The sequence below is a fragment of the Pseudomonas sp. 2hn genome (assembly GCF_019646095.1).
Taxonomy (GTDB): domain Bacteria; phylum Pseudomonadota; class Gammaproteobacteria; order Pseudomonadales; family Pseudomonadaceae; genus Aquipseudomonas; species Aquipseudomonas peradeniyensis.
Genome location: NZ_CP081016.1, coordinates 2,657,117 through 2,681,875, shown reverse-complemented (window position 1 = coordinate 2,681,875; position 24,759 = coordinate 2,657,117). Strand labels below are relative to the sequence as shown.

Annotated in this window: 29 protein-coding genes; 13 read left to right on the top strand and 16 right to left on the bottom strand. The window is 66.1% G+C overall.

What is annotated here, in order from left to right; genetic code table 11:
• Nucleotides 1-253 precede the first annotated feature (253 nt).
• Nucleotides 254-1,699 (bottom strand): ATP-binding protein, encoded by a 1,446-nt coding sequence (locus K2O50_RS12250; protein ID WP_050705943.1) that lies wholly within the window; start codon nucleotides 1,697-1,699, stop codon nucleotides 254-256.
• A 429-nt stretch (nucleotides 1,700-2,128) separates the two neighbouring features.
• A complete protein-coding gene (locus tag K2O50_RS12245; RefSeq protein ID WP_050705944.1) occupies nucleotides 2,129-2,728 on the bottom strand; it encodes a lytic transglycosylase domain-containing protein in 600 nt (199 codons plus the stop codon).
• 186 nt (nucleotides 2,729-2,914) lie between these two features.
• On the opposite strand from K2O50_RS12245, the gene gspG reads away from it, so the two are divergent.
• Together gspG and K2O50_RS12235 are read left to right on the top strand one after the other, a co-directional pair.
• Nucleotides 2,915-3,340 (top strand): type II secretion system major pseudopilin GspG, encoded by a 426-nt coding sequence (gspG, locus tag K2O50_RS12240; RefSeq protein ID WP_050705945.1) that lies wholly within the window; start codon nucleotides 2,915-2,917, stop codon nucleotides 3,338-3,340.
• 11 nt (nucleotides 3,341-3,351) lie between these two features.
• Nucleotides 3,352-4,530: a type II secretion system F family protein gene (locus K2O50_RS12235; protein WP_050705946.1), complete on the top strand. Its 1,179-nt coding sequence runs from the start codon at nucleotides 3,352-3,354 to the stop codon at nucleotides 4,528-4,530.
• 40 nt (nucleotides 4,531-4,570) lie between these two features.
• Here K2O50_RS12235 and xerC read toward each other — a convergent pair whose 3' ends face one another.
• On the bottom strand, nucleotides 4,571-5,485 hold the full coding sequence (xerC, locus tag K2O50_RS12230) for a tyrosine recombinase XerC (RefSeq protein WP_050705947.1): 915 nt from the start codon (nucleotides 5,483-5,485) through the stop codon (nucleotides 4,571-4,573).
• 215 nt (nucleotides 5,486-5,700) lie between these two features.
• Here xerC and K2O50_RS12225 point away from each other — a divergent pair, with 215 nt between their 5' ends.
• Nucleotides 5,701-6,882, top strand: a complete 1,182-nt coding sequence (locus K2O50_RS12225) for an NnrS family protein (protein ID WP_050705948.1) — start codon at nucleotides 5,701-5,703, stop codon at nucleotides 6,880-6,882.
• Between the two features lie 92 nt (nucleotides 6,883-6,974).
• Complete coding sequence (locus tag K2O50_RS12220) at nucleotides 6,975-7,622, top strand: DUF1345 domain-containing protein (protein WP_050705949.1); 648 nt, start codon at nucleotides 6,975-6,977, stop codon at nucleotides 7,620-7,622.
• Here K2O50_RS12220 and K2O50_RS12215 read toward each other — a convergent pair.
• Nucleotides 7,548-8,777, bottom strand: coding sequence for a pyridoxal phosphate-dependent aminotransferase (locus K2O50_RS12215; RefSeq protein ID WP_050705950.1), 1,230 nt, complete (start codon nucleotides 8,775-8,777; stop codon nucleotides 7,548-7,550). The two genes, K2O50_RS12220 and K2O50_RS12215, sit on opposite strands and share 75 nt — an antisense overlap.
• Before the next feature lie 298 nt (nucleotides 8,778-9,075).
• Here K2O50_RS12215 and K2O50_RS12210 point away from each other — a divergent pair, with 298 nt between their 5' ends.
• The gene (locus K2O50_RS12210) at nucleotides 9,076-9,339 is read left to right on the top strand and encodes a DUF1652 domain-containing protein (RefSeq protein ID WP_050705951.1); all 264 of its coding nucleotides are present in this window, start codon (nucleotides 9,076-9,078) and stop codon (nucleotides 9,337-9,339) included.
• Here K2O50_RS12210 and K2O50_RS12205 read toward each other — a convergent pair.
• Nucleotides 9,336-11,423 (bottom strand): bifunctional diguanylate cyclase/phosphodiesterase, encoded by a 2,088-nt coding sequence (locus K2O50_RS12205; protein WP_050705952.1) that lies wholly within the window; start codon nucleotides 11,421-11,423, stop codon nucleotides 9,336-9,338. The two genes, K2O50_RS12210 and K2O50_RS12205, sit on opposite strands and share 4 nt — an antisense overlap.
• Nucleotides 11,424-11,787: 364 nt before the next feature.
• On the opposite strand from K2O50_RS12205, the gene K2O50_RS12200 reads away from it, so the two are divergent.
• Nucleotides 11,788-12,069 (top strand): hypothetical protein, encoded by a 282-nt coding sequence (locus K2O50_RS12200; RefSeq protein WP_050705953.1) that lies wholly within the window; start codon nucleotides 11,788-11,790, stop codon nucleotides 12,067-12,069.
• Nucleotide 12,070: 1 nt separating this feature from the next.
• Here K2O50_RS12200 and K2O50_RS12195 read toward each other — a convergent pair whose 3' ends face one another.
• The 3 genes from K2O50_RS12195 to K2O50_RS12185 form a co-directional block, all read right to left on the bottom strand.
• A complete protein-coding gene (locus tag K2O50_RS12195; protein WP_050705954.1) occupies nucleotides 12,071-12,751 on the bottom strand; it encodes an alpha/beta hydrolase in 681 nt (226 codons plus the stop codon).
• Between the two features lie 117 nt (nucleotides 12,752-12,868).
• The gene (locus tag K2O50_RS12190; protein ID WP_050705955.1) at nucleotides 12,869-13,678 is read right to left on the bottom strand and encodes an ABC transporter substrate-binding protein; all 810 of its coding nucleotides are present in this window, start codon (nucleotides 13,676-13,678) and stop codon (nucleotides 12,869-12,871) included.
• A 141-nt stretch (nucleotides 13,679-13,819) separates the two neighbouring features.
• Nucleotides 13,820-14,446 (bottom strand): glutathione S-transferase family protein, encoded by a 627-nt coding sequence (locus K2O50_RS12185; RefSeq protein WP_050705956.1) that lies wholly within the window; start codon nucleotides 14,444-14,446, stop codon nucleotides 13,820-13,822.
• A 177-nt stretch (nucleotides 14,447-14,623) separates the two neighbouring features.
• On the opposite strand from K2O50_RS12185, the gene K2O50_RS12180 reads away from it, so the two are divergent.
• On the top strand, nucleotides 14,624-14,941 hold the full coding sequence (locus tag K2O50_RS12180; protein ID WP_050705957.1) for a DUF2388 domain-containing protein: 318 nt from the start codon (nucleotides 14,624-14,626) through the stop codon (nucleotides 14,939-14,941).
• 39 nt (nucleotides 14,942-14,980) lie between these two features.
• On the opposite strand, the gene K2O50_RS12175 is transcribed toward K2O50_RS12180, so the two are convergent.
• The 4 genes from K2O50_RS12175 to K2O50_RS12160 form a co-directional block, all read right to left on the bottom strand.
• Complete coding sequence (locus K2O50_RS12175) at nucleotides 14,981-15,916, bottom strand: 5'-nucleotidase (RefSeq protein ID WP_050705958.1); 936 nt, start codon at nucleotides 15,914-15,916, stop codon at nucleotides 14,981-14,983.
• A gap of 40 nt (nucleotides 15,917-15,956) precedes the next feature.
• A complete protein-coding gene (locus tag K2O50_RS12170) occupies nucleotides 15,957-16,655 on the bottom strand; it encodes an MOSC domain-containing protein (protein ID WP_050705959.1) in 699 nt (232 codons plus the stop codon).
• A 275-nt stretch (nucleotides 16,656-16,930) separates the two neighbouring features.
• The gene (locus K2O50_RS12165; protein ID WP_050705960.1) at nucleotides 16,931-17,200 is read right to left on the bottom strand and encodes a hypothetical protein; all 270 of its coding nucleotides are present in this window, start codon (nucleotides 17,198-17,200) and stop codon (nucleotides 16,931-16,933) included.
• Between the two features lie 66 nt (nucleotides 17,201-17,266).
• Nucleotides 17,267-18,187 (bottom strand): LysR family transcriptional regulator, encoded by a 921-nt coding sequence (locus tag K2O50_RS12160; protein ID WP_050705961.1) that lies wholly within the window; start codon nucleotides 18,185-18,187, stop codon nucleotides 17,267-17,269.
• 124 nt (nucleotides 18,188-18,311) lie between these two features.
• Between K2O50_RS12160 and K2O50_RS12155 the strand changes: the two genes are divergently transcribed.
• Together K2O50_RS12155 and K2O50_RS12150 are read left to right on the top strand one after the other, a co-directional pair.
• Nucleotides 18,312-19,046: an SDR family NAD(P)-dependent oxidoreductase gene (locus K2O50_RS12155; RefSeq protein ID WP_050705962.1), complete on the top strand. Its 735-nt coding sequence runs from the start codon at nucleotides 18,312-18,314 to the stop codon at nucleotides 19,044-19,046.
• Nucleotides 19,047-19,062: 16 nt separating this feature from the next.
• Nucleotides 19,063-19,266 (top strand): 4-oxalocrotonate tautomerase family protein, encoded by a 204-nt coding sequence (locus tag K2O50_RS12150; RefSeq protein ID WP_050705963.1) that lies wholly within the window; start codon nucleotides 19,063-19,065, stop codon nucleotides 19,264-19,266.
• Between the two features lie 59 nt (nucleotides 19,267-19,325).
• Here K2O50_RS12150 and K2O50_RS12145 read toward each other — a convergent pair whose 3' ends face one another.
• Nucleotides 19,326-20,207 carry a LysR family transcriptional regulator gene (locus K2O50_RS12145; protein ID WP_050705964.1) on the bottom strand — a complete coding sequence of 294 codons (882 nt, stop codon included), beginning with the start codon at nucleotides 20,205-20,207 and terminating at the stop codon, nucleotides 19,326-19,328.
• Nucleotides 20,208-20,482: 275 nt separating this feature from the next.
• Between K2O50_RS12145 and argC the strand changes: the two genes are divergently transcribed.
• Together argC and K2O50_RS12135 are read left to right on the top strand one after the other, a co-directional pair.
• Nucleotides 20,483-21,412: an N-acetyl-gamma-glutamyl-phosphate reductase gene (argC, locus tag K2O50_RS12140; RefSeq protein ID WP_050705965.1), complete on the top strand. Its 930-nt coding sequence runs from the start codon at nucleotides 20,483-20,485 to the stop codon at nucleotides 21,410-21,412.
• Nucleotides 21,413-21,471: 59 nt separating this feature from the next.
• Nucleotides 21,472-22,158, top strand: coding sequence for a GNAT family N-acetyltransferase (locus K2O50_RS12135; protein WP_050705966.1), 687 nt, complete (start codon nucleotides 21,472-21,474; stop codon nucleotides 22,156-22,158).
• A gap of 12 nt (nucleotides 22,159-22,170) precedes the next feature.
• On the opposite strand, the gene K2O50_RS12130 is transcribed toward K2O50_RS12135, so the two are convergent.
• The 3 genes from K2O50_RS12130 to K2O50_RS12120 all read right to left on the bottom strand — a co-directional run bounded on the left by K2O50_RS12130 (nucleotide 22,171) and on the right by K2O50_RS12120 (nucleotide 23,419).
• Nucleotides 22,171-22,650 carry a VOC family protein gene (locus K2O50_RS12130; protein ID WP_050705967.1) on the bottom strand — a complete coding sequence of 160 codons (480 nt, stop codon included), beginning with the start codon at nucleotides 22,648-22,650 and terminating at the stop codon, nucleotides 22,171-22,173.
• Between the two features lie 86 nt (nucleotides 22,651-22,736).
• Nucleotides 22,737-23,051, bottom strand: coding sequence for a DUF2388 domain-containing protein (locus tag K2O50_RS12125; protein WP_052895938.1), 315 nt, complete (start codon nucleotides 23,049-23,051; stop codon nucleotides 22,737-22,739).
• Nucleotides 23,048-23,419, bottom strand: a complete 372-nt coding sequence (locus K2O50_RS12120) for a VOC family protein (protein WP_050705968.1) — start codon at nucleotides 23,417-23,419, stop codon at nucleotides 23,048-23,050. The genes K2O50_RS12125 and K2O50_RS12120 overlap by 4 nt, the downstream gene beginning before the upstream one ends.
• Before the next feature lie 155 nt (nucleotides 23,420-23,574).
• Here K2O50_RS12120 and K2O50_RS12115 point away from each other — a divergent pair, with 155 nt between their 5' ends.
• Together K2O50_RS12115 and K2O50_RS12110 are read left to right on the top strand one after the other, a co-directional pair.
• Nucleotides 23,575-24,066 carry a GNAT family N-acetyltransferase gene (locus K2O50_RS12115; protein ID WP_050705969.1) on the top strand — a complete coding sequence of 164 codons (492 nt, stop codon included), beginning with the start codon at nucleotides 23,575-23,577 and terminating at the stop codon, nucleotides 24,064-24,066.
• Between the two features lie 83 nt (nucleotides 24,067-24,149).
• Nucleotides 24,150-24,758: a hypothetical protein gene (locus K2O50_RS12110; RefSeq protein WP_050705970.1), complete on the top strand. Its 609-nt coding sequence runs from the start codon at nucleotides 24,150-24,152 to the stop codon at nucleotides 24,756-24,758.
• Nucleotide 24,759: the final 1 nt, after the last annotated feature.

The following is a 24,759-nucleotide window of genomic DNA, read 5'->3' as shown; positions in this document are numbered from 1 at the left end:
CATGCCCTTGCTACCGATGGTAGCAAAGTGACTTCATTGAGGCCGGGCAGATGGTGCCACCTCAGGCCTGTGTCAGGTCTAGCAAAAAGTCAGCCAGCGCATTGAGTATTTTGTTTTTTGTTATAAATCATAGGCTTGAACTGATTTATTAATGCTGAATGTTGAAAAATTCCCCACTTCTGGGGAGTCGCACCCCATATTTCATAAATTTCTTTTAAAACAATACGTTAAGAAATTTACTTACAGTAAAAAATCACGTTGCTGCCACGCGAAAATTCAACAGCACCCGTGTCCCCATCCCCTCGCGACTGCTCAACCGCACCGAGCCACCAAAGCACTCCATGATCCGCTTGACCAGCATCAGCCCCACCCCAACGCCACCCTGCTTGGTGGTGAAAAATGGCCGGAAAGCCATGCGCTGCTGCTGCTCGCTCATACCCTTGCCGGTGTCCGAGAGGCGCAGGCTGAGGGTGCGCCGGTCGTGACGCATCACCTCCACGCGTAGCTCGCCACCCGCCTCCATTGACTCCAGGGCGTTGGCGATCAGGCTGTTGAAGATCTGCCCGAGCAAGGCCGGCTGGCCCAGCACCCGGACCGTCGGCAGGTCGGCCAGTACCAACCGCACGCCACCCTGTTGCAGCGCCTGGCCATGGGCCTGGAGGCTGTCGCGCAGGGCCTGGGCCACATCCACCGGCACGGCCTCGTCGCCAAGCGGGCGCAGCGACTGCAGCAGCTCGCGCACCCACTGCGACATCCGGTCGACCTGGCTGATGATGTCGCTGATGTTCTTCTGCGCCGGGCCTTCGTCGAACGCCTGGGCCAGTTCGGCGCTGGAGCGGATGCTCGCCAGCGGGTTGCGCAGGCTGTGCGCCACCGCCGACGACACCTCGCCCAGGGCGACGAAGGTTTCGTTGCCGATCAGCCGCTTCTGCTGCACCGCCATCAATCGGGCAGCGCGGCGCATGATGCCGTACAGGCCGACGTAGACCAGCCCGGCGCCCACGGCGATGGCCAGCCAGATCAGCAGCAGGCCGTGCTCGATGCGCACGATCAGGTCGTGGGGCTCCTTGTAGATCTCGACCATGGCCGTGACCTGCTCGCCGTCGGCATCGAACAGGGGGATGTAGTTCTCGATGAACAGCTGTTCGGGCGGGGTGACGAACTTCTGTTCGCTGCGCGCCTGCTCGAAATCGTGGTAACTGGCCGACACCCGCATCTTGTACTCGAAGGCTCGGTCGAGGTCGTCGTCCGACTCGATCAGCTTGCCGATCAAGGCCGGGTTGCTCGACCAGATCACCGTGCGGTCAGGGGCGTAGATGTTGGCCAGGAGCATGTCCGGCAGGTGGGCGATATGGTCGAGGAACTCGCCCCGGGCCCGGCGCCGGGCCTCGGGATCGACGTCCGACAAGGCGTGGTCGGTACGCGGGTCGAGCAATTCGCCCATGGTCCGCACGTTGGGAATCGACACATGGCGCACTTCGGCGTCGGCGATGGAGGTGATGAACTGCGCGGTGAGCAAGGCATCGCGCTCGACGCTCTCGTCGATGATGAAGCGGCTGGAGATCAGGCCCAGCCCGACACCCACCGAGAGGATGATGGCCAGGCTCACCCAGGCGTACCAGCGCAGCAGGTTGAATGGCTTGCGCGCCTGGCCGGTGTCGGCGGGCAGCAGTGTGTCGGGACGGGGGGCGAGGTCCATGGCGGGCTCCGCGGCTGGGCACCTCTAGAGGTTATAGCCCAGAGTTGGGGGAAGCATGGGGTGTCGGGTGGGCTATTGATCGAGTGAGGGCTGCCAGGTGCTTGCCGCAACAGGTGCAGCGCCTATAAGATCGAGCGCCGCCCGCGCGGCGCATCGCGGGACAAGCCCGCTCCCACATTTGTTTCGGGCCAATTTTTCCTGTTCGGGTACCGTCGCCCGCCTTGGCGCATGTCTCAAGTCAAGCGGCACGACTGCAGCGACCACGCGCATACCGCGTCGTACAAACAGGGCGGACCAGGTAATGGCGCAGGATTGACTGGCCCGAAACAGATGTGGGAGCGGGCTTGCCCCGCGATGCGCCGCGCGGGCGGCGCTCGATCTCACAGGCGCAGAAGCCATCACGGCGAACACCTCGAAACCCCACCACGATCAAAGCGGCGCATCCTCGGCCAACCCCCGCAACAACCGATACTCACGCAACACCGCCGGCACATACCGCCGCGTCTCGGCAAACGGCGGCACCACCCGCCCCCGGCTGAGTACCGCGTCGGGCCCGGCATTATAGGCCGCTACCGCCAGGGTGATGTCGTTGTCGAACAGCTTGAGCATGCGCTTGATATAGCGCGCCCCGCCCTGGACGTTGGAGGCCGGGTCCAGCACATCCGCCACGCCCATCTCCTTCGCCGTGTCCGGCATCAGCTGCATCAATCCCGCCGCCCCCTTGGCCGAACGGGCCTTGGGGTTGTAGCCGGACTCGGCCTTGATCAGCGCATGCAGCAGCGCCGGCGACACATCGTTGGCCAGGGCCGCGGCCGCCACCAGGTCGGCATAGGGCCGCCCGGTTACCAACTGGGCGTTGACCGGCCCGCCAGCCACCCCGCGCTCCTTGATCACCCGTTCATAGTGCCGTCCTGGCCGATGCACATTGGACAACACGAAGCCGCCCTTGCCATCGCTGGCGATGTAGATGTCGGCCTGGGCACCAAACGCCATCAGCCCTGCCGCCAGTCCCAGGATCAGTCCACGCATGTCGGTCGCCTCCCGTCGCAGAAGATCAAGAGTGGCCCCCGATGTTGGGGGAAATGCCCCGTGGATCCGGGCTTTACGGCTATGACGCAAGCGCCGTGCCGCCCGCCAGCGTGCATGGCGCAAGGGCCCGGCGCAGACGTGCACGGCTGTTGCATGACAGAGGCAAACGCACTGGAGGGTTTCACCATGCAGCGCAACATCCACGGCCAACGCGGCTTCACCCTGCTCGAATTGTTGGTGGTGCTGGTGGTGCTGGGCCTGCTGGCCGGCATCGTCGCGCCCAAGTACTTCAGCCAGCTGGGCCGTTCCGAGGCCAAGGTGGCACGGGCGCAGATCGAAGGCCTGGGCAAGGCCCTGGACCTCTATCGCCTGGAAGTGGGCCACTACCCCAGCAGCGAACAGGGCCTTCAGGCCCTGGTGGTCGCGCCCGGCGGCGAGGCGCGCTGGTCGGGGCCATACCTGCAGAAAGCGGTGCCCCAGGACCCTTGGGGACGCCCCTATATCTACAAGCAGCCCGGCGAGAACGGCGGCGAGTACGACCTGCTGTCGATGGGCAAGGACGGCCAGCCCGGCGGTGACGGGGAAAACGCCGAGATCACCAGCTGGCAGTGAGGAGCCCGGCCATGCGCTATCAGCTCAAGGCCCTGGGCAGCCAGGGCGTGGTGCAATTGCAGGTGGAGGCCGAGGACAGCGACCAGGCCCGGCGCCAGGCCGAGGATCAGGGCTTGCGCGTGCTCAGCGTGCACCGCCAGGGCCTGGCCCTGCACCGCCGAACGGCGGCGTTCGACCTGATGCTGTTCAGCCAGGAACTGGCCACCCTGCTCGGCGCCGGCCTGCCGCTGATCGACGCCCTCGAGAGCCTGGCCGAGAAAGCACCGGGTGGCGCCACGCGCAAGACCCTGGAGCTGCTGGTGCGCCAGCTGTATGAGGGGCGTTCGCTGTCCCAGGCCCTGGCCCAGCAGCCACGGGTGTTTCCCGCCCTGTACGTGGCCCTGGTGCAGTCGAGCGAGCGCACCGGCGCCCTGGGCGACGCCCTGAACCGCTACATCGGCTATCGCCAGCGGCTGGACCTGGTGCGCCAGAAACTGGTCGGCGCTTCGGTCTATCCACTGCTGCTGTTGCTGGTGGGCGGCGGCGTGGTGCTGTTCCTGCTGGGTTATGTAGTGCCGCGCTTCAGCCTGGTGTTCGAGGGCATGGGCACCGAGCTGCCCTGGCTGTCGCGGGTGCTGATGCAGATCGGCCTGTTCCTGCATGCCCAGCAACTGCCCCTGGGCCTGGGCACGCTCGCCGGCATCGGCGCGCTGGTCGCCCTGCGTCGCCATCCGGCGCTGCGCCGTGGCGCCGGTCGCCTGCTGCGCCGGCTACCGGCCCTGCACCAGCGCCTGGTGATGTACGAGCTGGCGCGCTTCTATCGCTCGTTGGGGATCCTCCTGCAAGGCGGCATTCCCATCCTCACCGCCTTGGGCATGGCCCGCGGGCTGCTGGGCAGCAGCGCGGCCGAAGGCCTGGAGCAGGCCAGCCGGCGGGTCGCCGAGGGCCTGCCGCTGTCCGATGCGCTGCAGGCCGGGCAACTGGTCACGCCGGTTTCGCTACGGCTGCTGCGCGCCGGCGAGCAGTCGGGCAACCTGGGCGAAATGCTCGAGCGCTGTGCGGACTTCCACGACCAGGAGATCGGCCGCTGGGTCGAGTGGTTCGTCAAACTGTTCGAGCCCTTGCTGATGACCTTCATCGGCCTGCTGATCGGACTGATCGTGATCCTGATGTACATGCCGATCTTCGAGCTGGCGTCGAGCATTCACTGAGCCAGGCGGCGAAGAACGGGTTGCCGAGGTTCGCCGCCGGTCAGTAATCGAAGCGCTCCACCGCCCGCCGCCGCTCGTTGTCATCACGCCGGTCATAGCTCGCCGTGGTCTGGATGTTGGCATGGTGCGCGAGCTTCTGCGCGATCGACAGGTCGTGCTCCTCGATCACCCGGGTGATGAACGCCCGGCGAAAATCATGGGGCATGATCTTGGCCCCCACCTGCGCCCCGCGCTGGCGGGCGATGTAGTAGATCGCGTGCTTGGTGATGCGCGCACGGGTGATATGGCTGCCGCGGCGGATGCGGTTGAACAGGAAGCTGTCGTCGTGCTCGCCGGCTGGCAGGTGCTGGCGGCGCAGGTCGAGCCAGGCCTGCAGCTTGTCGAAGGCCCAGGCCGGGGCGTACTTGACCAGCTGGCGGTTGCCCTTGGCCAGCACTTGCACGCTGCGCTCCTGGAAGTCCACCTGGTCCAGGTCGACGTCCACCGATTCCGACTTGCGCATGCCGGTTCCGTAGAGCAGCGCCAGGATCGCTGCGTCGCGCACGCCCTGGGGGCGCGGGTCGGCGGCGCATACATCCATCAGTTCACGGATCAGGTTGCGCCGCAGGTTGCGTCCCGGCGGCAGGCGGCTGCCACCGGCCGGCTTGACCTCGCGGATCATCAGCAACTGCTCGTGGTCGATCAGCCCCTGGCGCCAGGCCTCGTTCATCACCCCGCGCACGGCATTGACGTACAGCGAGGAGGTATTGGGCGCGTAGCCATCGGCGCGCAGCGCCGCGACCAGGGCGATCACATGGCCGGGCTCGAGACGGTGCCAGGGCACGTCGGCGATATCGCCATCGGCGAAGCCCAGGCGGTCGGCGGCATCCTGCAGGATGTAGCGCATGGTCAGCTGGCTGGACGGGGCCAGGCGGGCAAGGTACTGCAGCAGCGGATTGCGCAGGAGGTCGGTCACAGCGGGGATCCTGTAGCAAAGCCGAATGCGCGGCGGGCGCAAGACGGCGCAAAGCGAGTCGTTTCGACCCTGATCAAGGTCAAAAAGACTACAAACAAAAAGAGTCATAATGACTTCACGCAGTGCCATCACCTTGATATTCAAGGCCTTTGAACGCTGGCATGGTTCGTGATGGTACCCCATTCAACCGCTCCGATCGAACCAAGGTCCCCGCCATGCTCGTCCAGCCGATCACCGCTCGCCCACGCCAGGCCCTCTGGGCCCTGGGTTTTCGTCCGTTCTTCCTCGGCGGTAGCCTGTTCGCCCTGCTTGCCCTGTTGCTGTGGGCCGGCGTGCTGGACGGCGCGTTCCAGCTCGACCCGGCGGGCGGCATGCTCGCCTGGCACCGCCATGAAATGCTGTTCGGCTTCGCGGTGGCCATCGTCGCCGGCTTCCTGCTCACCGCCGTACAGAACTGGAGCGGCATCCCGGGCCTGAGCGGCCGGCCGCTGCAGGGGCTGTTCCTGCTCTGGCTGCTGGGCCGGATCAGTTGGTTCCTGCCCTTGCCGGCCTGGCTGCTGGTCCTGATCGAGGGTGCCTTCCTGCCTCTGGTGGCGCTGGCCCTGGCCCGGCCGATCATTCAGCGGCGGCTGCGCAACAACTACCCCATCGTGGTCCTGGTGCTGCTGATCGCCGCCTGCCAGTGGCTGACCCTGGCAGGCGGGCTGCAGGGCAACGAGGTGTGGCAACGGCGCGGCGTGCTGGCCGGGCTGTGGCTGGTGGCGGCGATGATGAGCGTGATCGGCGGGCGTGTGATCCCGTTCTTCACCCGTCGCGGCCTGGGCAACATGAGCCCGGCGCCGGCCCGGCCCTGGCTTGATCGTGCCTGCCTGCTGGGCAGCGTGGCGCTGCCGCTCACCTACGTACTGGGCTTCAACGATGCGCCGCAGCCACTGATGGCCGCGCTGTTCGCCACCCTGGCGGTGCTGCACGGCGTGCGCCTGGCGCTGTGGCATGACCGTGGCCTGTGGCGGGTGCCGCTGCTGTGGTCACTGCACCTGGCCTACGCCTGGCTGATCCCGGCCTGCCTGGGCCTGGCGCTGTGGCATGCCGGGGTGGCGATCAATCCGAGCCTGGCCGCCCACGCCCTGACGGTCGGCGCCATGACCGGACTGATCGTGGCGATGATGGCCCGGGTCAGCCTGGGGCATACCGGGCGGCCTCTGACGGTGCCGCGCAGCATTGGCTGGGCGTTCGCGCTGATCCAGCTGGCGGCGCTGGCCCGGGTCGTGGTGGTGCCGTTCACGCCGCTGGGGCTGGGCTTGTCGGTGCTGTTCGGCAGCGCCGCGCTGCTGCTGTTCCTCTGGCACTACCTGCCGATCCTGCTGCAGGCACGGGTGGATGGCATGCCGGGCTGAACGCCCCGCCTCGGCTGTCGCGCATTGCGTGGGAGCGGGCCTGCCCCGCGATAGTCTACAGTTCAACCCACGCCCATCCGCCAAGGGACCGCATGGCCTTCCACCACCTCACCCGCACTCACCCCCGTCTCAGTATCGCCACCCTGGCCGGCCTGCTCGGTGGCTGGCTGATCCCCGCCGGCGATACCGTGCAGCATATCCTAGCCGGCTGGAACCTCGGCGTCTGGCTGTACCTGGCCATGGTCCTGTGGCTGAGCCTGCGGGCCAATGCCGAGCGGGTGCGCAAGGTCGCCCGTATCGAAGATGAAAACGCCGGCCTGGTGCTGATCACCGTCTGCGTCTCGGCCATCGCCAGCCTGGCCGCCGTCACCCTGCAACTGGTGTCCAGTCGCGGCCTGGAGGGTAGCGCCATGGCCCTGCACTACCTGTACACCGGGCTGACCGTGGCCGGTTCATGGCTGCTGATCGGCTGCATCTTCAGCCTGCATTATGCCCGGCTGTTCTACACCGGCGACCGCCATGAGCCGCCCCTGCGCTTTGCCGACGGCGAGCGCAACCCGGACTACTGGGATTTCCACTACTTCTCGTTCACCATCAACGTCGCCGTGCAGACCTCGGACATCGGCGTCGCCGGCCGAGCCATGCGCAGGGTGGTGCTGGCCCACTCACTGGTAGGTTTCGTGTTCAACACGGCGATCCTCGGCTTTACCATCAACATCGCCGCCGGACTGCTCGGCTAGCACCCGCAGCGCGCAGGCGGCGAGGCGCCGGCACACCTGCTCCAGCACATCGGCCTCCAGCACCAGCCCCAGGCGCAGGTGCCCCGCCGCACTCGGTCCGAAACCATCCCCCGGCAGCAGGGCCACGCCCTCCTCGTCCAGCAGGCGCTGGGCGAACGCCTGGGCGCCGAGCCCGCTGCCACGGATATCGAGCATCACGAACATGCCACCGGCCGGCCGATGGGCATGAATGCCCGGGCAGCCCTCCAGCACCGCGCAAACCCGGTCGCGGCGCTGCCGGTAGACCTCGCGCATCCGCCGCACGTCATCCCACGCCTGGTCCAGGGCCACGCAAGCCGCGTGCATGACGAACTCCGGCAGGCCGAACAGCATGCTCATGACCAGGGTACCGAGGTGCCTGGCAAACAGCGCCGGACCGATCACCCAGCCGACCCGCCAGCCGCTCATGGCATGGGACTTGGACAGGCTGCCGATCGACACGCAGCGCTCAGCCATGCCCGGCAGGCTCAACGGGTTGGGCGCCTCACCGTCGTACAGCAGCGCCTGGTAGACATCGTCGCAGACCAGCCACAGGTCATGATGGCGACATAACTGCGCCAGGCGCTCCAGGTCGGCCTGGTCGATCACCACGCCCGTCGGGTTGTGCGGACTGTTGAGCAGCAGGCCGCGGGTGCGCGGGGTGATCGCCCTGGCCACCGCCGCAGGGTCCAGGCGAAACCCCTGCTCCGGGCGTACCGCGACGGGTACGGCCTGCGCACCGCAGGCACCGAACACGCCGTGATAGGTCACGTACATGGGTTCAGCGACGATCACCTCGTCGCCGGGTTCGAACAGGCACTGGAAGGTCGCGAACAGACCGCACTGTGCTCCTGCGGTCACCACCACCTGCGCGGGATCGAGGGGCAGTTGGCTATGGCGCACCACTGCCTCACGCAGGGCGAGGCTGCCGCGCACATCGCTGTAATGGGTGTCGCCACGCCGCAGGCTGGCCACGGCGGCCTCGACCACCGGGGCCGGAGTGTCGAAATCGGGGTCGCCCACCGACAGCAGGATAATCTCGCGCCCCTGTCGGCGCTGCTCCAGGGCCTGGTAGTGAATGTCCCAGGCGGCAACTGCATGGCCGGCAATACGTTGGGTGAGCGTGGAATAACGCATGACTGTCTCCCTGTCTGCCGGCCGACACCGTTGGTCCGAAAAGCGCTGCGGATAAACATAGCAGAGCAACCCTCGCTGCCTGCCGTCCACCCACGGGGAAAACGTTTGCCCCGGCCGATACACACCCACCGTTCATCGTGACAGGACTGTGACCGCCGTCATGCATTAGTACATCTGCCATATTTTCTGGCGATTGCTGCCATGGCAGGTGCTATGGTTACAGTCCCGACAGGCTAGGACGGCCACAGTGCTACTGCTACGGAATCACCGCGTTCAGGACACGAACAAGGAGGCTGGCATGAACAAGATGACGTTCCCCAACGCCTGCCAGGTGATGCGCTGGCATTTCCATCCGCTGGGCTTCGAGGCCAGCATGGATGCCCCGCGCAGCATGGTCGCCCGGCTGTTCGACCGGGCCACTGGCGAAACCCTGCTGGCGATCGCCGGCATTCCCTGCGCCACCATCATGCCCGCCGCCGATGTCGAGCGGATCATCGAGGCGGTGGAGGCCGAGATGGAGACCTTCGACCTGCTGGCCGGCCGCCTGCGTAGCGTCGTCTAGCCCAACTGTTCCTGGCGCGCCTTTAACACCTGCAATCCCTTCATGAACTGCTCGGGCGGCACCGGCTGGCCAAGCAGGTAGCCCTGCAGCGAGTCGCAACCCAGGCGGGTCAGGAAGTCCTGCTGGCGGTCGGTTTCCACCCCTTCGGCGACAATCCGCAAGCCCAGCGCCTGGCCCAGGGCGACGATGGCCGAGACGATCGCCGCGTCGTCGCTGTCCTGCTCCAGATCGCGCACGAAGCCGCGGTCGATCTTCAGCTCGTTGGCCGGCAGGCGCTTGAGGTACATCAAGCTGGAGTAGCCGGTGCCGAAATCGTCGATGGACAGGTCCACGCCCATGTCCGACAGGCGCTGCAGCACATGCAGGCTGGCGTCGGCATCGCGCATGGCGGTGGTCTCGGTGATTTCCAGGGTCAGGCGGTTGGCCGGCAGGCCGTTCTCGTTCAGCGCCTGGGCCACGCTGTCGACCAGCCCGGCATGGCAGAACTGGATGGCCGACAGGTTGACCGCGATGCGCCAGTCGTCGTTGCCCTCATCGAGCCACTGGCGCATTTGTCGGCAGGCTTCGCCCAGTACCCACTCGCCGATCGGAATGATCAGGCCGGTCTTCTCGGCCAGGCCGATGAAGCGGTCCGGCAGCATCAGGCCATGTTGCGGATGTTCCCAGCGCAGCAGGGCCTCGGCGCCGATGGGCTGGCGCTGCACGGCGTCGAACTTGGGTTGGTAGTGCAGGCGGAACTGGTTGTGCTCCAGGGCCGTGCGCAAGTCCTGCAGCAATTGCAGTTGCTGGCGCGCGTTGCTGTTCATCGAGGCGTCGAAGAAGCTGTAGCCGTTCTTGCCGGCGCTCTTGGCGTGATACATGGCCGCGTCGGCGTTGCGCAGCAGCTCGTGCTGGTCCAGGCCGTTGCCCGGGTACAGCACGATACCCAGGCTTGCCGACAGTTGCAGGTCGTGCTCGGCCACGCGGAACGGCCTGGCCATCAGGTTGACCTGCTTGACCGCGACGTTCATGGCGTCGTCCGGCTCGTCCAGCTCCACCAGCAGCACGAACTCGTCGCCGCCGATCCGCGCCAGGGTGTCCTGGCTGTGCAGATGGCCGCGCAGGCGGGCCGCCACGGCCTTGAGCAACAGGTCGCCGACATGGTGGCCGAAGGCGTCGTTGACCGGCTTGAAGCCGTCCAGGTCGATGAACATCAGGGCGAAGCAGCCGCCCTGCTCCGCCACCCGGCCCATGGCCTGGTCGATACGGTCGGCCAGCAGCGTGCGGTTGGGCAGCCCGGTCAGGGTGTCGTGCAGGGCCAGCTGGGTCAGTTCCTGGTTGGCCAGGGTCAGCGAACGTGCCAGCTCCGCCGTGCGCGCCTCCAGGCGGGCGTCCAGCACCGAGGTCAGCAGGGCCACCGCCAGCACCGCCAAGGTAGTGATCAGCACCAGGTAGTCCAGGCCATCGCCGGCCAGGCCCGTGGTCAGCGCGCCGCAGAAGCTGCCCGCCGGGAAGTTGGCCGCGGCCATGCCGGTGTAGTGCATGCCGACGATGGCGATGCCCATCACCACCGCCGCAACACCGCGAATCTGGCGCACATAGGGGGTGTGCTGGCGCAGACGGAAGGCGATCCACAGCGCCGCCGCCGACGCCCCCACGGCGATGGCCAGCGACGCGCCGAACAGCGTCGGGTCGTAGTCGATGCCCGGCTGCATGCGCAGCGCGGCCATGCCCATGTAGTGCATGCAGGCGATGCCGGTGCCCATGATCAAGGCGCCGAACGCCAACTGCAGCCACGGCAGCTTCGGCTGGCTCACCAGCCACAGGGCAAAGCCCGAGGAGGCCACCGCGATCAGCAGCGACAAGGCCGTCAGGGTGGTGTCGTAGCCCAGCTCGATCGGCAAGCTGAACGCCAGCATGCCGATGAAGTGCATCGACCAGATGCCGATGCCCATGGCGAACGCCCCGCCACCCATCCACAGGTACACCGCCCGCCCCTTGGCCGTGGCGATGCGCCCGGTAAGGTCCAGGGCCGTATAGGAGGCAAGGATGGCCACGCACAGCGAAATCAACACCAGCGAGGAGGAGTAACTACCGATCAGCATTCGCACTTCCAGGAACAGGCCGAGGGACGGCCCGGGAAAAGCCGATAATTGTACTCAAGCTTTGGCGAAACGCACGGGGTTTTCGCGGGTCTGAATGGATCCAATGATCGGTGCCAGGCACCGCAGGGACTGGGCTAGAGCGCATCGCCCAGTAATTGAAGGCATATTGCCATTGGTCGTCTCGGGTCTCATCGCGGGGCAAGCCCGCTCCCACGCTGTGGAACATGCCTGAATGACTTGCTAGATAGCGTGGGAGCGGGCTTGCCCCGCGATAGCGTCACGACGAAACCCACGCCAAGCGAAGCGACTCCAGCTAATCTCAACAGGCCAACACCCAGAAACCACGCCGCCCCAGGAGCTCGCCATGGCCACCCGCCCCAGGCAGGCAGTGCTGCTCGCCCTGCTTGCCCTCGCACTGTCGCTGACTGCCGGCTGTTCGAACAAACACGCCACCACCCGCTACGCAGCACAAGGTTCCGCCTGCTACGCCAAGGCCCTGCCCAGCAGCGGTGAAGGTGGCCTGGCCTTCGGCCCCACCCTCGCCATGGCCAGCAAGAAGTCACTGGCCAGCTGCGTGCGCTACGCCGGCAGGTCGGGCGGCACGCCGCACACCTGCCAGGTCGTCGTGGCCAAGTGCAAGGGCTGAGCTAGCCCAACGCCTCCTCGATCAGCGCGGCGACCTCCTTGGCCCGCGAGGCCAGCGACGCGTGACTGGCATCCAGGGTGATGACCTTGCGTGCCTTCAACCGCGCCGACATCATCTGCTGGTTGGCCGGCGCGATCATGTGATCCTGGCTGGAGACCTGGTACCACGACGGTTTGTGCTTCCACGCAGGATCAACGATCGAATCGCCAAAGGTGCTCGCCAGCGGCGCCTTCTGCGTCACCGCCATGACCAGCGCCTCGTCCGCCGACAGGTCCTGGCAGAAGCTCTCGTGGAACTTGTCGGTCTTGATCCACAGGTAGCCGTCGCTGTCCGGCGCCAGGTTCGCTGCCGCCAGCGGTGGATGCTGCTGGGTCAGTGCGCCTGGGCTCTCGCCCGCATCGGGTGCGAAGGCCGCGATGTAGACCAGCCCCGTCACATTGTCCTGGTTGCCCGCCTGGGTGATCACCGCCCCTCCATAGGAATGCCCGACCAGCAGTACCGGCCCGCCAACCTGCGCCACCATCTTGCGCGTGCGCTCGGCGTCGTCCGCCAGGGAGGTCAACGGCAACTCCACGGCGCGGACATCCTTGATGCCCTTGCGCGCCAGTTCGACGATCACCTTCCCCCAATGGGCGGCACCACCCCAGAAACCGTGTACCAATACGACCGTTGGCTTGCTCATGGATGAACACCTTCGCTAGGGAAACAGGGATGTGATTCGCCGCAACAGCATAGGCCACCGATTACCGCGCCTTAGATCAAAGGCATTGGACGGCACCTGCGCAAATGACGCAAAAGCCTATTGGCCCGCCTGCTGGCGTTGCCAGCGTTGCAGGTTCTCGACCACCAGTTGTTCGGGCAGCGGGCCTGCAACCAACGCCTTCATCTTGCGCGCCAGCTGCTCGCGCAGCACCGGCTTGTTGCAGCCGGACTTGTGTGACAACGCCAGGTACAACCCTTCGCTGGAGACTGGTGGTTCAAGCACCTCGAGCGCCTGCTCCTTACCCAGCGTGCGAGCCAGGGCCAGCCCGGGATAGTGTTCGAAGATCACATAATCGCTGCGTTTGAGCAGCAGCTTCTGGAAAGCCTGGGTGACGCTGGGCACGGCCTCGAGGTTGAGCTGCGCCCGGGCGTAGTCGTCGAAGGCCTGGCCGTGGCTGTTGTTGACCAGCGTTCCGCCACGTCGCCCCTTGAGGTCGGACCAGTCGCTATAGGCGAAACCCTCCCCCTTGCGCACCCAGACCACACTGGAGTTGAACAGGAACGGCGGGCTGACGAAGTCCACCAGCAGCTCTCGCGCCTGGGTGCGGAAATACCCGGCGAGCATGTCGACGCGCCCGCTGCTCACCTCTTCCTGGGCCCTGGACCAGGGTCCGACATACACCACGTCCACCACCAGGCCGAGTTCCTTGGCCACCTGCTTGAGCAGGTCGGCATTGGCGCCGATCAGGCGCTCGGGGTCCTGCGGGTCTCGCCAGAGGTAAGGGGGATACTCCGGATTGCCAGTGGCGGTGAGGTGCTGACAGGCATCAGCGGCGACGGTGATCCTGGGCACCATCGCCAGGGCGAACGACAACATCACAGACAGGCCCAGACAACGTCCGCTCATTGCGTTCCTCGCGCTATGGATTACGCCACTGACAACGTGGCCTTACACAGTGTGCACGAGAAATGACCGATCGCCACGTGCACTGTCGGGATCCGTGCTGCGGTACGTCGTCACGCCTGTTCCAGAACGTGCCGGGCTGCCTCAGCCGGCAGCTCGCGGCATCAGGTCGTAGGGGTGTTTCCAGCCCGCAACCGCCTGTATCCGTGCCTTCCAGGCTTCGATATGGCGGAACTCGTCCAGCGCCAACCCCGTGTCTTCGGGCATGTACACATATCCCGCCAGGGACAGGTCGGCGATGGTCAGGCGCCCGCCCACCATGAATGGCGTGTCTGCCAGGTGCGCATCGACGATCTGGTAGGCCGCCCTGGCCCGCTCGCGCAAGAAGCGGGTGACATCCGACTCACCCAAGTTCTTCAGGCAGTAGATGAAACGCAAGGCCGCGTAATAGCTGGTGAACTTGTGGTTGTCGAACAGCATCCAGCGCCAGATCTCGCGCTTCTCATGCTCGTCGCGCGGGCCAAAGCGGCCGGTGCGCTCGGCCAGGTAGTCGAGGATCAGCGCCGACTGGGTGAGCTTCTCGCCGGCATGTTCCAGCACGGGCACCTCGCCCTGTTCATTGACCGCATCACGCCAGTCCTGGCCACGGGTCTGACCGTGGAAGAAATCGACGAACACCGGTGCCCAGTCCTGACCGGTGAGTTCCAGCATCAGCGCGACCTTGTAGGCGTTGCCGGATTCGGCGAAGCAGTGGAGCGTGTATTCGGCCATGAGTGTCAGGTTCCCTTGATCAATGCAGGTCAGCAGAATGACCAGATCCTAATCCTGCAACAGCTGTGAACGCTACAGCCGTTTGCCTTGGCGTCACAGTGGAACTCCCGGCGACCCTTTGCGCTCTTAACATCATGCAGTAACTCCCTAGGGCATCACCTTTCCGGAGGACTCGCCATGCGCCATTTACTGCTCGTTCCCTCACTGCTGCTCCTGCTCCCCGCCGGCGCCGCCCTGGCCCGCGTCGATGCCGGGGATGTCGCCACCTCGGCGGGGATCTCCGCATCGCTGTACTCGACCTTCAAGGACGACAAACGGATCATTCCGGCCCGTGACGAACTGTCGGCCTTCGTCGCCAGTGGTGGTGCCATTCGCGGGGCTTACCTGGAGTCGGCGCTGGCCCAGGTACGCCAGGCCAATCCCGGGCTGCAGGCCAGTGACGAGGAGCTGGCCCGGGCGCTACTGTCGCAGGATGACGGGTTGGCGGATCACTGAGCGCAAGAAACCCGGGGCCGTCATGCGGCCCCTGCCTGCTCAGCGCGCCCGGTTGGTCACCCCGAACGGAATATGCACCGACGGCGCCACGGTGCTGGTGCTCTTCAGATGCCCCGACTGGTCGTCGAAGAAGATGTGCGGCTTGAGCACCTGAAGCACCCGTCGCTTCTCGATGCCGCCGAGGAAGAACGCGTCGTTGGCCATCACCCCCCAGCTTTTCAGGGTGTTGAGCGCCCGTTCATGGGAGGGCGCGTTGCGCGCCGTGACGATCGATACCCGCAGACGGTTCTCGTAGCCGGGATGGGCCAGCTTGTGCTGCTCCTCGGCCGCCTGGATACGGGCGATACGCACGAAGAACTCCTTGAGCGGGCCAGGGTTGTGCGGCTGGGTGACGTTGATCACTTCATGGGCGTGGAAACTGTCCAGCCCGCCTGATTGCATCACCGCCTCCGACTCGTCCCCGGCCAGCACGCCGTCGAAGTCGAAGGCGATGCGCAGGTTGTCGTCGCTCTCGTCATCATCGAACTTCGAGTCCAGCACCTGCCCTGCCGGATAGCCGGCCTTGATTGCCGCATCGACGTGCTGCTTGTCGGCGGAGAGGAACAGGGCGATGTTCAACGCCGGGATGTACTCGTACGGCGAGCGGCCCTGGGTGAAGATCGCCCGGGTCATGTTCAGGCCGTAATGGCCGATGGTCTTCATCACCCGCATGCCGGTGTCCGGGTCGTTCTGCGACAGCAGCACCACCTCCACCAGCGGATCCTCGGGATCGCCACGCAGGTCGTTGAGGGCCAGCAGACGCTTGATGAAGGGATAGGCAATGCCTTTTCCCAACGGCACGTCCAGGTGCTGCTCCTGGTATTTGCGGTACTGCGCCTCGCCCTCTCGACGGAACACCGCGTCCGACTCGCTGAGGTCGAACACCGCGCTGGAGGCGACACCGATGACCAGCCGATCATCCAGTTCGAAGGCCATGGGGCTTTCCTTGTATTGATAACGTTGTACGCGACGCCGCTCAGCCTTCGCTGCGGCCCTGCAGGCGCGAGGTCCAGTCCTCGACCTGGTGTTGCTCCAGGCGTTTTTCCAGGGTGCGCCGCCAGTTCGGCACCAGCGGCAGCGCCAGGCACTCGCGCAACAGGTCGGGCTCCAGTCGCTTGTCGAACAGCACTGCCGAGAGCCGCGCCACCGACCAGTCGCCGTGCGGGCGCTCGACCAGTTGCAGGGCATCGCCCGCCTCGATCACACCCTCCTCCAGCACCCGGTAGTACCAGCCGGTACGCCCGCTCTGCTGCACCCGCAACGCCATCTGCGCCACGTCGAAGCGGTCGTTGAGCTTCCAGCACGGCATGCGCCCCTGGGAGATTTCCAGCAACGCCGTGCCGACGCGGATCCGGTCGCCCAGGCAGACATCAGCCTCGCGCCAGCCGGTGCTGCTGAAATTTTCGCCGAAGGCGCCAGGGCGCGTCAGCAAGGGGTGCTCGCCCAGTTCGGCGGTCCAGTCGGGATAGTGATCGCGGGGGTAATGGTGGATGGCCTTCTCGACACCACCGTGTACGCGCAGATCGCCCTGTTCGTCGCCGGCGATACCGAGGAAGGTGACTGCCAGAGGGCCTTGGCGAGGCTGCTTGTCGATGGCGCTGTGCGAACCCGGGCGGGTGAACGGCCGGGCGCAGCCGGTGAGCAGGCTGTCAAGGCGCGGGCTGGGCGAGGTCATGCGGCGGTCTCGTGGAAAGGTCCGCCAGAGCTTACACCAGCGCGCCTGAGGGCCCAACCGCATTACCTGTGGGAGAAACTGTCTTGCTAAGTTTATTCAACTGGCGCGATCTCTGTAGGAGCGGCCTTGTGCCGCGAAAGGGCCGCGAAGCAGCCCCAGGATTTCAGCGTTTTTGCAAAGATCGCCGGGGCCGCTTTGCGGCCCTTTCGCGGCACAAGGCCGCTCCTACAGGTTGGAGTAGCACCTGTGGGAGCTGGCCGCGCAATCATAGACCGTTACTTTCCCCGCGCCTTGTTGTAGATGGTCTTGGCGCGGTCGGCCGAGGCTTGGCACTTGGCCATGTCACCTTTGTCCCGTGCGTCCTTGGCCTGCTTGAGCAGCTCGTGATAGTCATGGGCCATGCCGCCGTGCAAGGCCTGGCCATCGGTCTTGCTGATGCTCTCCAGATCATTGATCTTGGCATCGCAATTGGTCGCCGGACCATCCTCGGCGTAGGCGGCGAAACTCAGTACACAGGTGATCGCTAGCAGTGTCATGGATTTCATGGCGTGTTCTCCTGGGAAATCGACGCAGCTCAGAGCTTAGTCCGCCAGTGCCTGCCCGACGGGACTTCAGCCCAACGGTCGTGCAACCTCGCCGACCAGGAAGTCGATGAACACCCGCACCTTCAACGGCATGTGCCGGGCCTGCGGATACACCAGCAAGAACGGCCGCGACGTCCCGCCTTGTTCGGCCAGCACTTCCACCAGCTCGCCGCTGTCCAGCGCCTCCTGCACGGTGAAGCGGTAGGCCTGCATCAAGCCGCCACCGTGGCGCACCAGGGTCGTGGTGGCGAGGAAATCGCCCAGGCAAGTGAGCGCACCCTGGGTCTCGAGCTCGACCAGCAGCCCGTCACGGCGAAAGCTCCAGGGCGGTCGCCTGCCACTGCTGGGCAGCTCGAACTGGATGCACTCATGCCCGGCCAGGTCCTCCAGGGTCCGTGGCGTACCGGCACGGGCCAGATAGCCGGGGGTGGCGACCACCACCAGCTCGGCGTCCTCCAGGCGCCGGGCCACCAACCGCGAATCGGCGGGCGCGCGGCCACGGATCGCCAGGTCGAAGTGCTCCTCGGCGAAATCGACGTTGCGGTTGCTGACATGCACATCCACCTGTACCCCTGGATAGCGCTGGCGAAAACGCGGCAGCAGTGGCAACAGGCGGTGATGGGCGTAGGGCGTTGGCGCGCTGATACGCAGGCGACCCGCGGGCTCGAGCTGGCCACCGGTGACCTGGCGCTCGGCCTCGACCAGTTGGCCCAGCGCCTGGCGACAGTGCTGGTAATAGGCCTGGCCGGCCTCGCTCAGGCGCATCTGCCGGGTGGTGCGCACGAAAAGGCGAACGCCCAGGCGCTCCTCCAGGCGCGCCACCGAGCGGCTCACCGCTGCGGGCGTGACCCCTGCCAAGGTGGCCGCCTCGGTAAAGCTGCCGGCATCGGCGGCAAGGCAGAACAACTCCAGGCTGCCCAGTTGCAGGTCATCGAAATGGCGGGTCATGGCGAGCTCTATTGATTACATGATGTATCGATTGAAATGCCCTGTGCCTCATTTTTCAAGTTGAGATAGCAACTTAAAGTGGCTGCACACCCGAGCAACGGCTCGCACCACCGGAGATCCTCCCATGAGCAAGGCAAGAACCGTCATCATCACCGGCGCCTCCAGCGGCCTGGGCTTCGCCCTGGCCCAGGCCTACCTCAAGCGTGGCGATAACGTGGTCGGCAACGCCCGCACCCAGGCTCGCCTCGACGAAGGCGCAGCTCGTCTGGGCAATCCGGCCGCCTTTATCGGCGTGGCGGGCGACATCGCCGAGAAAACCACCGCCGAACGGCTGTTTGCCACCGCCCTGGAGGCCTTCGGCCAGGTCGATATCCTGGTCAACAACGCCGGCATCTTCATTCCCAAGCCGGTGACCGACTACACCGAGGCCGACGTCGACGCGCTGGTCGGCACCAACCTCAAGGGCTTCTTCTACCCCGCCCAGGCCGCGGCGAAAATCATGAAGGCCCAGGGCCACGGGCATATCGTCGCCATCACCGCCTCGGTGGCCCTGCAACCGGACACCCGCGTCCCGGCGCTGCTGCCGGTGCTGGTCAAGGGCGGGCTGAACCAGGCGGTCAAGGGCCTGGCCCTGGAGCTGGCAGCGAGCGGCGTGCAGGTTAACGCCGTGGCCCCCGGCATCATCGACACGCCGCTGCACAGCGGCCACACCGAAGGGCTCGGCGCGCTGTCGCCAAGCGGGCGCACGGGCAAGCCCGAGGATGTGGTGGACGCCGTGCTGTACCTGACCGATGCCCGTTTCGTCAGCGGCGTCATCCTCCCTGTCGACGGTGGCAGCACCGCCGGTACCTGGCACTGAACCTGGAGCGAAGCACATGCCTTATGTCCATATCCGCGTGACCGATGAAGGCGTCACGGCCGAGCACAAACGCCAGTTGATCGAAGGTACCACCCGCCTGCTGGAGCAGGTATTGAACAAGCCGCCGGCCAGCACCTTCGTGGTGATCGAGGAAGTGCCCACCGACAATTGGGGCGTAGGCGGCGAGACGGTGACCGCGTTGCGTGCACGCAACCCATGACACACTGAAGCTTGCCTCGCGAACGCGGGGCAAGCCCGCCCCCACAAGGTGAGCGGCTGCTACTGACGCAACCTTCCCAACGCCTCCAGCACATGCCCCGTCGCCCGTTCCACATCCCCCTCGCGACAGGCGATGCCCAACTGACGCCACAACCCCGGCCGCAACGGCCGCCGGGCGATGCGCGGCGATGGCGGGTGAACCTCGCCTTCCTGCGGCAGCAAGGTGGCGCCGTAGCCCGCGGCCACCAGGCTCTTGATCGCATCGTTGTAGTTCAGCTCGATGCGCGGCTCGGGGTACAGCCCCGCTGCGGCGAACCACTCCGACGTCACCCGCGACAATTGCGTGGTGCTGTCGTTGAGGATCAGCGCTCGTCCGCCAAGCCATGCCGGCGTCACCCGTGCCGGTGGCTGCCAGTCGATGGGGACATAGGCCATGATCGGGTCACGCCGCCACGGCGTGATCCGCAAGCCCTTGCCAGCGACCTGCGGCAGCGCCACCAGACCGATGTCCAGGGTGCCCTCGCGCAGCCGCGCCAGGGAGGCCTGCGAGGTAAGTACCTGAACCTGCACATCGATCCCCGGATGATCCACCCGCAGCGTTTCCAGGGCCTGGGGTAACAAGTGCGCGATGGCGCCGGTCGAAGCACCCAGACGCACCCGGCCGGTCAAGCCCTCGACCTGGCGGCGCACCTCGTCCAGGGCCTGGTCGGCGTCGGCCAGCAGGCGCCTGGCGCGGGCCAGCAAGGTCTCGCCGATGGCCGTGGGGCGTACCTGGCCGCGGGTGCGGGTGAGCAAGGGCGCACCGATGCGCGCCTCCAGCTCGGCCACGTGCAGGCTGATGGTGGGGGGCGCCAGGTTGAGCTGGCGGGCGGCGTCGGCGAAGGAGGCACGGTCGGCGATCACCACCAGGGTGCGCAGGCGGTCGAGGCTGATTTCTCGCATGGGGTCTCGGCAGGAATGAAGTACTGATGGCTGGCACGCCCCGGGTAGGAGCGGCCTTGCGCCGCGAAGGGGCGCGCAGCGGCCCCGGAATTACCGGCCTGACGCGAAATTGCCGGGGCTGCTGCGCAGCCCTTTCGCGGCACAAGGCCGCTCCTACAGAGGGCTCGTTATTTAAAATCAGAATTTCTGAATATGGTGATCATGATATTCAAATTTTATTTCGCCCAGCGAACGACGAGGATACCGCCATTCCTTCTCGTCACTGGACAACCGACATGCACCAGCCCCTCGTTTTCATCGACGGCGACCAAGGCACCACCGGCCTGCAGATCCATGCCCGCCTGCACGGCCGCCAGGACCTGCGCCTGCTCACCCTGCCCGAAGCCGAGCGCAAGGACCCGGCGCGGCGCAGCGAGGCGATCAACAGCGCCGATATCGCCGTGCTCTGCCTGCCCGACGACGCCGCCCGCGAGGCCGTGGCCACCCTGCACAACCCGGCGGTGCGGGTGATCGACGCAAGCTCCGCGCACCGCACCGCGCCCGGCTGGGTCTACGGCCTGCCGGAACTGAACGAGCAACAGGCCGAACGCATCGCCCGGGCCACCCGGGTGAGCAACCCCGGCTGCTACCCCACCGGCGCCATCGCCCTGCTGCACCCCCTGGTCAAGGCCGGCTTGCTGCCGGCGGACTACCCGCTGAGCATCCACGCCATCTCCGGCTACTCCGGTGGCGGCCGGGCCGCCGTCGAGCGGCATGAGCAGCGCAGCGACGCCTACCTGCCGACCCTCCAGTTGTACGGCCTGGAGCTCGCCCACAAGCATGTGCCAGAGATCCAGCAGCATGCGGGGCTGAGCGCGCGGCCGGTGTTCGTGCCGGGTTATGGCGACTACCGCCAAGGCATCGTGCTGAGTATCCCGCTGCAACTGCGCCTGCTGCCAGGCGTCGACGCCGATCAGTTGCAGGCCTGCCTGGAACGGCACTACCAGGGCGCCCGCCACGTGCAGGTAATGCCCCTGCACCAGCACGGTCCGGCGCAGGCGCTGGACCCGCAGGCGCTGAACGACAGCAACGACCTGCGCCTGGCCCTGTACGCCAACCCCGAGCATGGCCAGGTGCTGCTGACTGCGGTGTTCGACAACCTGGGCAAGGGCGCCTCAGGCGCCGCCGTGCAGAACCTCGACCTCATGCTGGCCGGGCTGCGCTAGAATGATCACCCGCCTCGTTCCGGGGCGGGTGTTTCAATCCTGCCGGAGCCCGACCCGCGATGTTCATCCTCCGCCGCCTCGAAGGCGTGCCGCCCGAATCCTTCCAGAACCAGATCCGCCAGTTGGTGATCGACCATGTCGGCCAGCTCAGCAGCGTCGCCATCAGCCCGGACAATCCGCTCTATCCGCTCTACCAATACGGAGTCGGCCTGGAGGTGCACCAATACCTGATGGCGCTGGACGGCACCCGTGGCCTGGCCGTCGAGCTGACCCTGGCCCTGGATGCCGAGGCGCCGGACCAGTTGCTCGGCTTCGCCCTGGTGCTGCCGGCCCAGGACAACCCGCAGGCCTGCGCCCTGGCCTACCTCGCCGTAGTCCCCAGCCACCGCCGCCAGGGCATCGCCCTTGGCCTGCTGCGCGCGGTGCGTGAACGCTATGCCTGCGTCGAGCTGAGTACCTTCGCCCAGCAGGTACCGTGGTTCGAGAACATGGGCCTGCAGGTGGTCGCCTGTACCGGGCCGCAGGTGTTGATGAGCAGCACCGGGCAAGCCAGCGGCGCGCTGATCGGGCGGCTGGACATCGCGCCGATCTACCAGACCGTCGAAGTCCGGCAGATCCATGCCTACCTGCTCAAGCAACAGGGCGAGGCGGCGATGCTGGACGCCGAACGCCTGCGCGACGAGCGACTGGACGTCCTGACGGAACAGGCACGGGCGTGCGTCAGGGAACGCAAGACCGTGCATTGAGGCGCCTCGCCGTCAGCCCTTGATGGCCTTCTCGATCGTGGCAATGTCGATCTTGCCCATCTGCAGCATCGCCTCGAACGCCCGCTTCGCCAGGGCGCGATCGGGGCTGGCCACCGCCTGGGTCAATACCCGCGGGCTGATCTGCCAGGACAGCCCCCACCTGTCCTTGCACCAGCCGCACACGCTCTCGCTGCCACCGTTGCCGACGATGGCGTCCCAATAGCGATCGGTTTCCTCCTGGCTGTCGGTCGCCACCTGGAACGAGAACGCCTCGCTGTGGCTGAACGCCTTGCCACCATTGAGACCGATGCACGGGATGCCCAGCACGGTGAACTCCACCGTGATCACATCGCCTGCCTTACCGGAGGGGTAGTCGGCGGGCGCCTTGTGCACGGCGGTCACCCGGCTGTCGGGGAAGGTGCTGGCGTAGAAGTTCGCCGCGTCCTCGGCGTCATTGTCGTACCACAGGCAAATGCTGTTCTTGGCGGTCATGCTCGGACTCCTGGCGGGATTCGTTGCCCACGAGTCTAGCCGCCTGTCCTGGCATGCCAGGACAGGCCGATCAGCGGCTCAAGCCATCAACCCTGGCAGGCGAACGCCTGGGCCAGCTCACGGTCGCTCAGCGCGCTCACCGGATGCAGCTGGCGGTACTCGCTCAAGGCCTGTTCCAACCGTGCGCCGCGCAAGCGCCCGTCGCTGGCGATGTACAGCAGCGCATCGTCGCGGGCGGCTTGGTAAGTGCGCGCAGGGTGGCTGGTAGAGCCACTGACGGCAGCGGTGGCGAGGCTGGAACCAACGGTGAAGTGGTCGCTCGAGTTGCCCTTGCCGTCCATGGCCAAGGCCGGGCCGGCAAGCAGCAATATCGCCAGCAATGCACGGCCGCGCAGGATCACGAGGCAACCTGTGCGGTTTGCACAACGTCGACGTGCCGCTGGCTGAAGGCCAGGTAATAGCCATTGCAATCACGCACGCCGAACTCCCGCGAACCATACTCCGTGTCGTGCAACGGCCAGGCGATATCCGCCAGCTCGCGGACTTGCGCGTAATAGCCGTCGACGTCCTCGACCACCAGATAGAAGGTCCCGGCACACCCCGGCGGCAGCCGCCACAGGTCGTCCTCGGTGAACAGCAGGCTGCAGTCGTGCAACTGCACGGTAAGGGTCGATTGCGCGGTGTCGGCGACGGTAAATTGCAGCACATCGCGGTAATGACGGCGGGTAGCGTCAAGGTCGGTGCAGCGCAAAAGCGGGGCAACAGGCATGCGGAACCTCCTCGTCGGTGAACGGGTTGCGGCGGATCATCGCCGCAAACCCAGGGAGCGGCAAGGGGCTGTATGCCGCGTTTGCCGGCCATCTGTATCTAACCACTGGCGCCGTGCACGCCTAGGATCGAGGTCCTCGACCCAAGGTAACTGCCATGAACGACCTGCCAACCGCCATCGACTTTCCCGGCCTGACCCTGCGCCGTCTGTTGCCGGGCGACCATGCCATGGTCTGCGCCCATCGCCAGGCCATGTTCCTGGAAGCCGGTGGCGACCCGCACCGCCTGAAGACCATGACCGAGCACTTTGGGCCCTGGCTATGGACGCGCCTGGCGGACGGTCGCTATTACGGCTTCGTATTGTTGGACGACGCGCAACCGGTGGCGGCGATCGGCCTGATGACGATCGAGTGGCCGCCGCATCCGGCCCACCCCGATCAGGAACAGCGCGGCTACGTGCTGAATGTCTATGTCGAGCCGTCCCATCGGCGTCAGGGCCTGGCCTCGAAACTGATGCGCCTCGCCGAATCGGAGTTCGCCGAGCGCGGCCTGGACTTCGCCGTGCTTCATGCCACCGACGTGGGCAGGCCGGTTTACGCCGGGCTGGGTTGGGCGGCAACCACGGAAATGGCCAAGGCCCTTGGCTGAACGCTCAAGTCGGCCAGGCAAGAGCCGATAACCCTCGTGCATCCGATCGGATGCACGATTGTGCAGTTACTCAAGGATGATTCATGTTGCGCCACAACCTGCCAGCCCTGCTGGCACTGTCGCTGATGCTGTCACTCACCGGCTGCAATGGCCTGCCAAGCTCGAACGCCAGCGACTCTGCGACGCTCGGCCCGGTTCGCCCGGATAGCGAAGCCCGCACGACCTGGATCACGCAGATCCTGGCCCAGGACCCTCTGGCCAGCCAGGACCGACAGCCACCACCGCGCCAGAGCAACGCGCAGATCGTCGACGCATTGCGCCAGAAGCGCGACCTGAAGTTGCCGGATGCCTACTGGGAGCAATGGCAACGCAATCTCGATACTTTCGATGCCGAAACCTCCCGTCACAAGGAAGCACAGCGCGCCCGTTACATCGCCACCTTCAGCGACCAGCTCAAGCGCGTCGACGACAGCACCCTGCAACGCCTGGCCAGTGCGCCCGACACCCTGGACGCGGCCACCCGCGATGCCTGGAAGCAGCGCCTGATCGAGCGTTACAGCCGCTACATCATCGACAGCGAAGTGGGCCGCGACATCCTCGACGCCCACCTGCGACGCATGGCGCTGATGGACCGGCAATTCGGCGTCTGCGACCTGGACAGCCATTGCTGGGACCGCACGCCCAAGCCGTGAA

What these genes read in the sequence shown, in the direction of transcription:
- K2O50_RS12250 (WP_050705943.1), bottom strand. Translation starts at nt 1,699, where the DNA reads ATGGACCTCGCCCCCCGTCCCGACACACTGCTGCCCGCCGACACCGGC.
- K2O50_RS12245 (WP_050705944.1), bottom strand. Translation starts at nt 2,728, where the DNA reads ATGCGTGGACTGATCCTGGGACTGGCGGCAGGGCTGATGGCGTTTGGT.
- gspG (WP_050705945.1), top strand. Translation starts at nt 2,915, where the DNA reads ATGCAGCGCAACATCCACGGCCAACGCGGCTTCACCCTGCTCGAATTG.
- K2O50_RS12235 (WP_050705946.1), top strand. Translation starts at nt 3,352, where the DNA reads ATGCGCTATCAGCTCAAGGCCCTGGGCAGCCAGGGCGTGGTGCAATTG.
- K2O50_RS12225 (WP_050705948.1), top strand. Translation starts at nt 5,701, where the DNA reads ATGCTCGTCCAGCCGATCACCGCTCGCCCACGCCAGGCCCTCTGGGCC.
- K2O50_RS12220 (WP_050705949.1), top strand. Translation starts at nt 6,975, where the DNA reads ATGGCCTTCCACCACCTCACCCGCACTCACCCCCGTCTCAGTATCGCC.
- K2O50_RS12215 (WP_050705950.1), bottom strand. Translation starts at nt 8,777, where the DNA reads ATGCGTTATTCCACGCTCACCCAACGTATTGCCGGCCATGCAGTTGCC.
- K2O50_RS12210 (WP_050705951.1), top strand. Translation starts at nt 9,076, where the DNA reads ATGAACAAGATGACGTTCCCCAACGCCTGCCAGGTGATGCGCTGGCAT.
- K2O50_RS12205 (WP_050705952.1), bottom strand. Translation starts at nt 11,423, where the DNA reads ATGCTGATCGGTAGTTACTCCTCCTCGCTGGTGTTGATTTCGCTGTGC.
- K2O50_RS12200 (WP_050705953.1), top strand. Translation starts at nt 11,788, where the DNA reads ATGGCCACCCGCCCCAGGCAGGCAGTGCTGCTCGCCCTGCTTGCCCTC.
- K2O50_RS12195 (WP_050705954.1), bottom strand. Translation starts at nt 12,751, where the DNA reads ATGAGCAAGCCAACGGTCGTATTGGTACACGGTTTCTGGGGTGGTGCC.
- K2O50_RS12190 (WP_050705955.1), bottom strand. Translation starts at nt 13,678, where the DNA reads ATGAGCGGACGTTGTCTGGGCCTGTCTGTGATGTTGTCGTTCGCCCTG.
- K2O50_RS12185 (WP_050705956.1), bottom strand. Translation starts at nt 14,446, where the DNA reads ATGGCCGAATACACGCTCCACTGCTTCGCCGAATCCGGCAACGCCTAC.
- K2O50_RS12180 (WP_050705957.1), top strand. Translation starts at nt 14,624, where the DNA reads ATGCGCCATTTACTGCTCGTTCCCTCACTGCTGCTCCTGCTCCCCGCC.
- K2O50_RS12175 (WP_050705958.1), bottom strand. Translation starts at nt 15,916, where the DNA reads ATGGCCTTCGAACTGGATGATCGGCTGGTCATCGGTGTCGCCTCCAGC.
- K2O50_RS12170 (WP_050705959.1), bottom strand. Translation starts at nt 16,655, where the DNA reads ATGACCTCGCCCAGCCCGCGCCTTGACAGCCTGCTCACCGGCTGCGCC.
- K2O50_RS12165 (WP_050705960.1), bottom strand. Translation starts at nt 17,200, where the DNA reads ATGAAATCCATGACACTGCTAGCGATCACCTGTGTACTGAGTTTCGCC.
- K2O50_RS12160 (WP_050705961.1), bottom strand. Translation starts at nt 18,187, where the DNA reads ATGACCCGCCATTTCGATGACCTGCAACTGGGCAGCCTGGAGTTGTTC.
- K2O50_RS12155 (WP_050705962.1), top strand. Translation starts at nt 18,312, where the DNA reads ATGAGCAAGGCAAGAACCGTCATCATCACCGGCGCCTCCAGCGGCCTG.
- K2O50_RS12150 (WP_050705963.1), top strand. Translation starts at nt 19,063, where the DNA reads ATGCCTTATGTCCATATCCGCGTGACCGATGAAGGCGTCACGGCCGAG.
- K2O50_RS12145 (WP_050705964.1), bottom strand. Translation starts at nt 20,207, where the DNA reads ATGCGAGAAATCAGCCTCGACCGCCTGCGCACCCTGGTGGTGATCGCC.
- argC (WP_050705965.1), top strand. Translation starts at nt 20,483, where the DNA reads ATGCACCAGCCCCTCGTTTTCATCGACGGCGACCAAGGCACCACCGGC.
- K2O50_RS12135 (WP_050705966.1), top strand. Translation starts at nt 21,472, where the DNA reads ATGTTCATCCTCCGCCGCCTCGAAGGCGTGCCGCCCGAATCCTTCCAG.
- K2O50_RS12130 (WP_050705967.1), bottom strand. Translation starts at nt 22,650, where the DNA reads ATGACCGCCAAGAACAGCATTTGCCTGTGGTACGACAATGACGCCGAG.
- K2O50_RS12120 (WP_050705968.1), bottom strand. Translation starts at nt 23,419, where the DNA reads ATGCCTGTTGCCCCGCTTTTGCGCTGCACCGACCTTGACGCTACCCGC.
- K2O50_RS12115 (WP_050705969.1), top strand. Translation starts at nt 23,575, where the DNA reads ATGAACGACCTGCCAACCGCCATCGACTTTCCCGGCCTGACCCTGCGC.
- K2O50_RS12110 (WP_050705970.1), top strand. Translation starts at nt 24,150, where the DNA reads ATGTTGCGCCACAACCTGCCAGCCCTGCTGGCACTGTCGCTGATGCTG.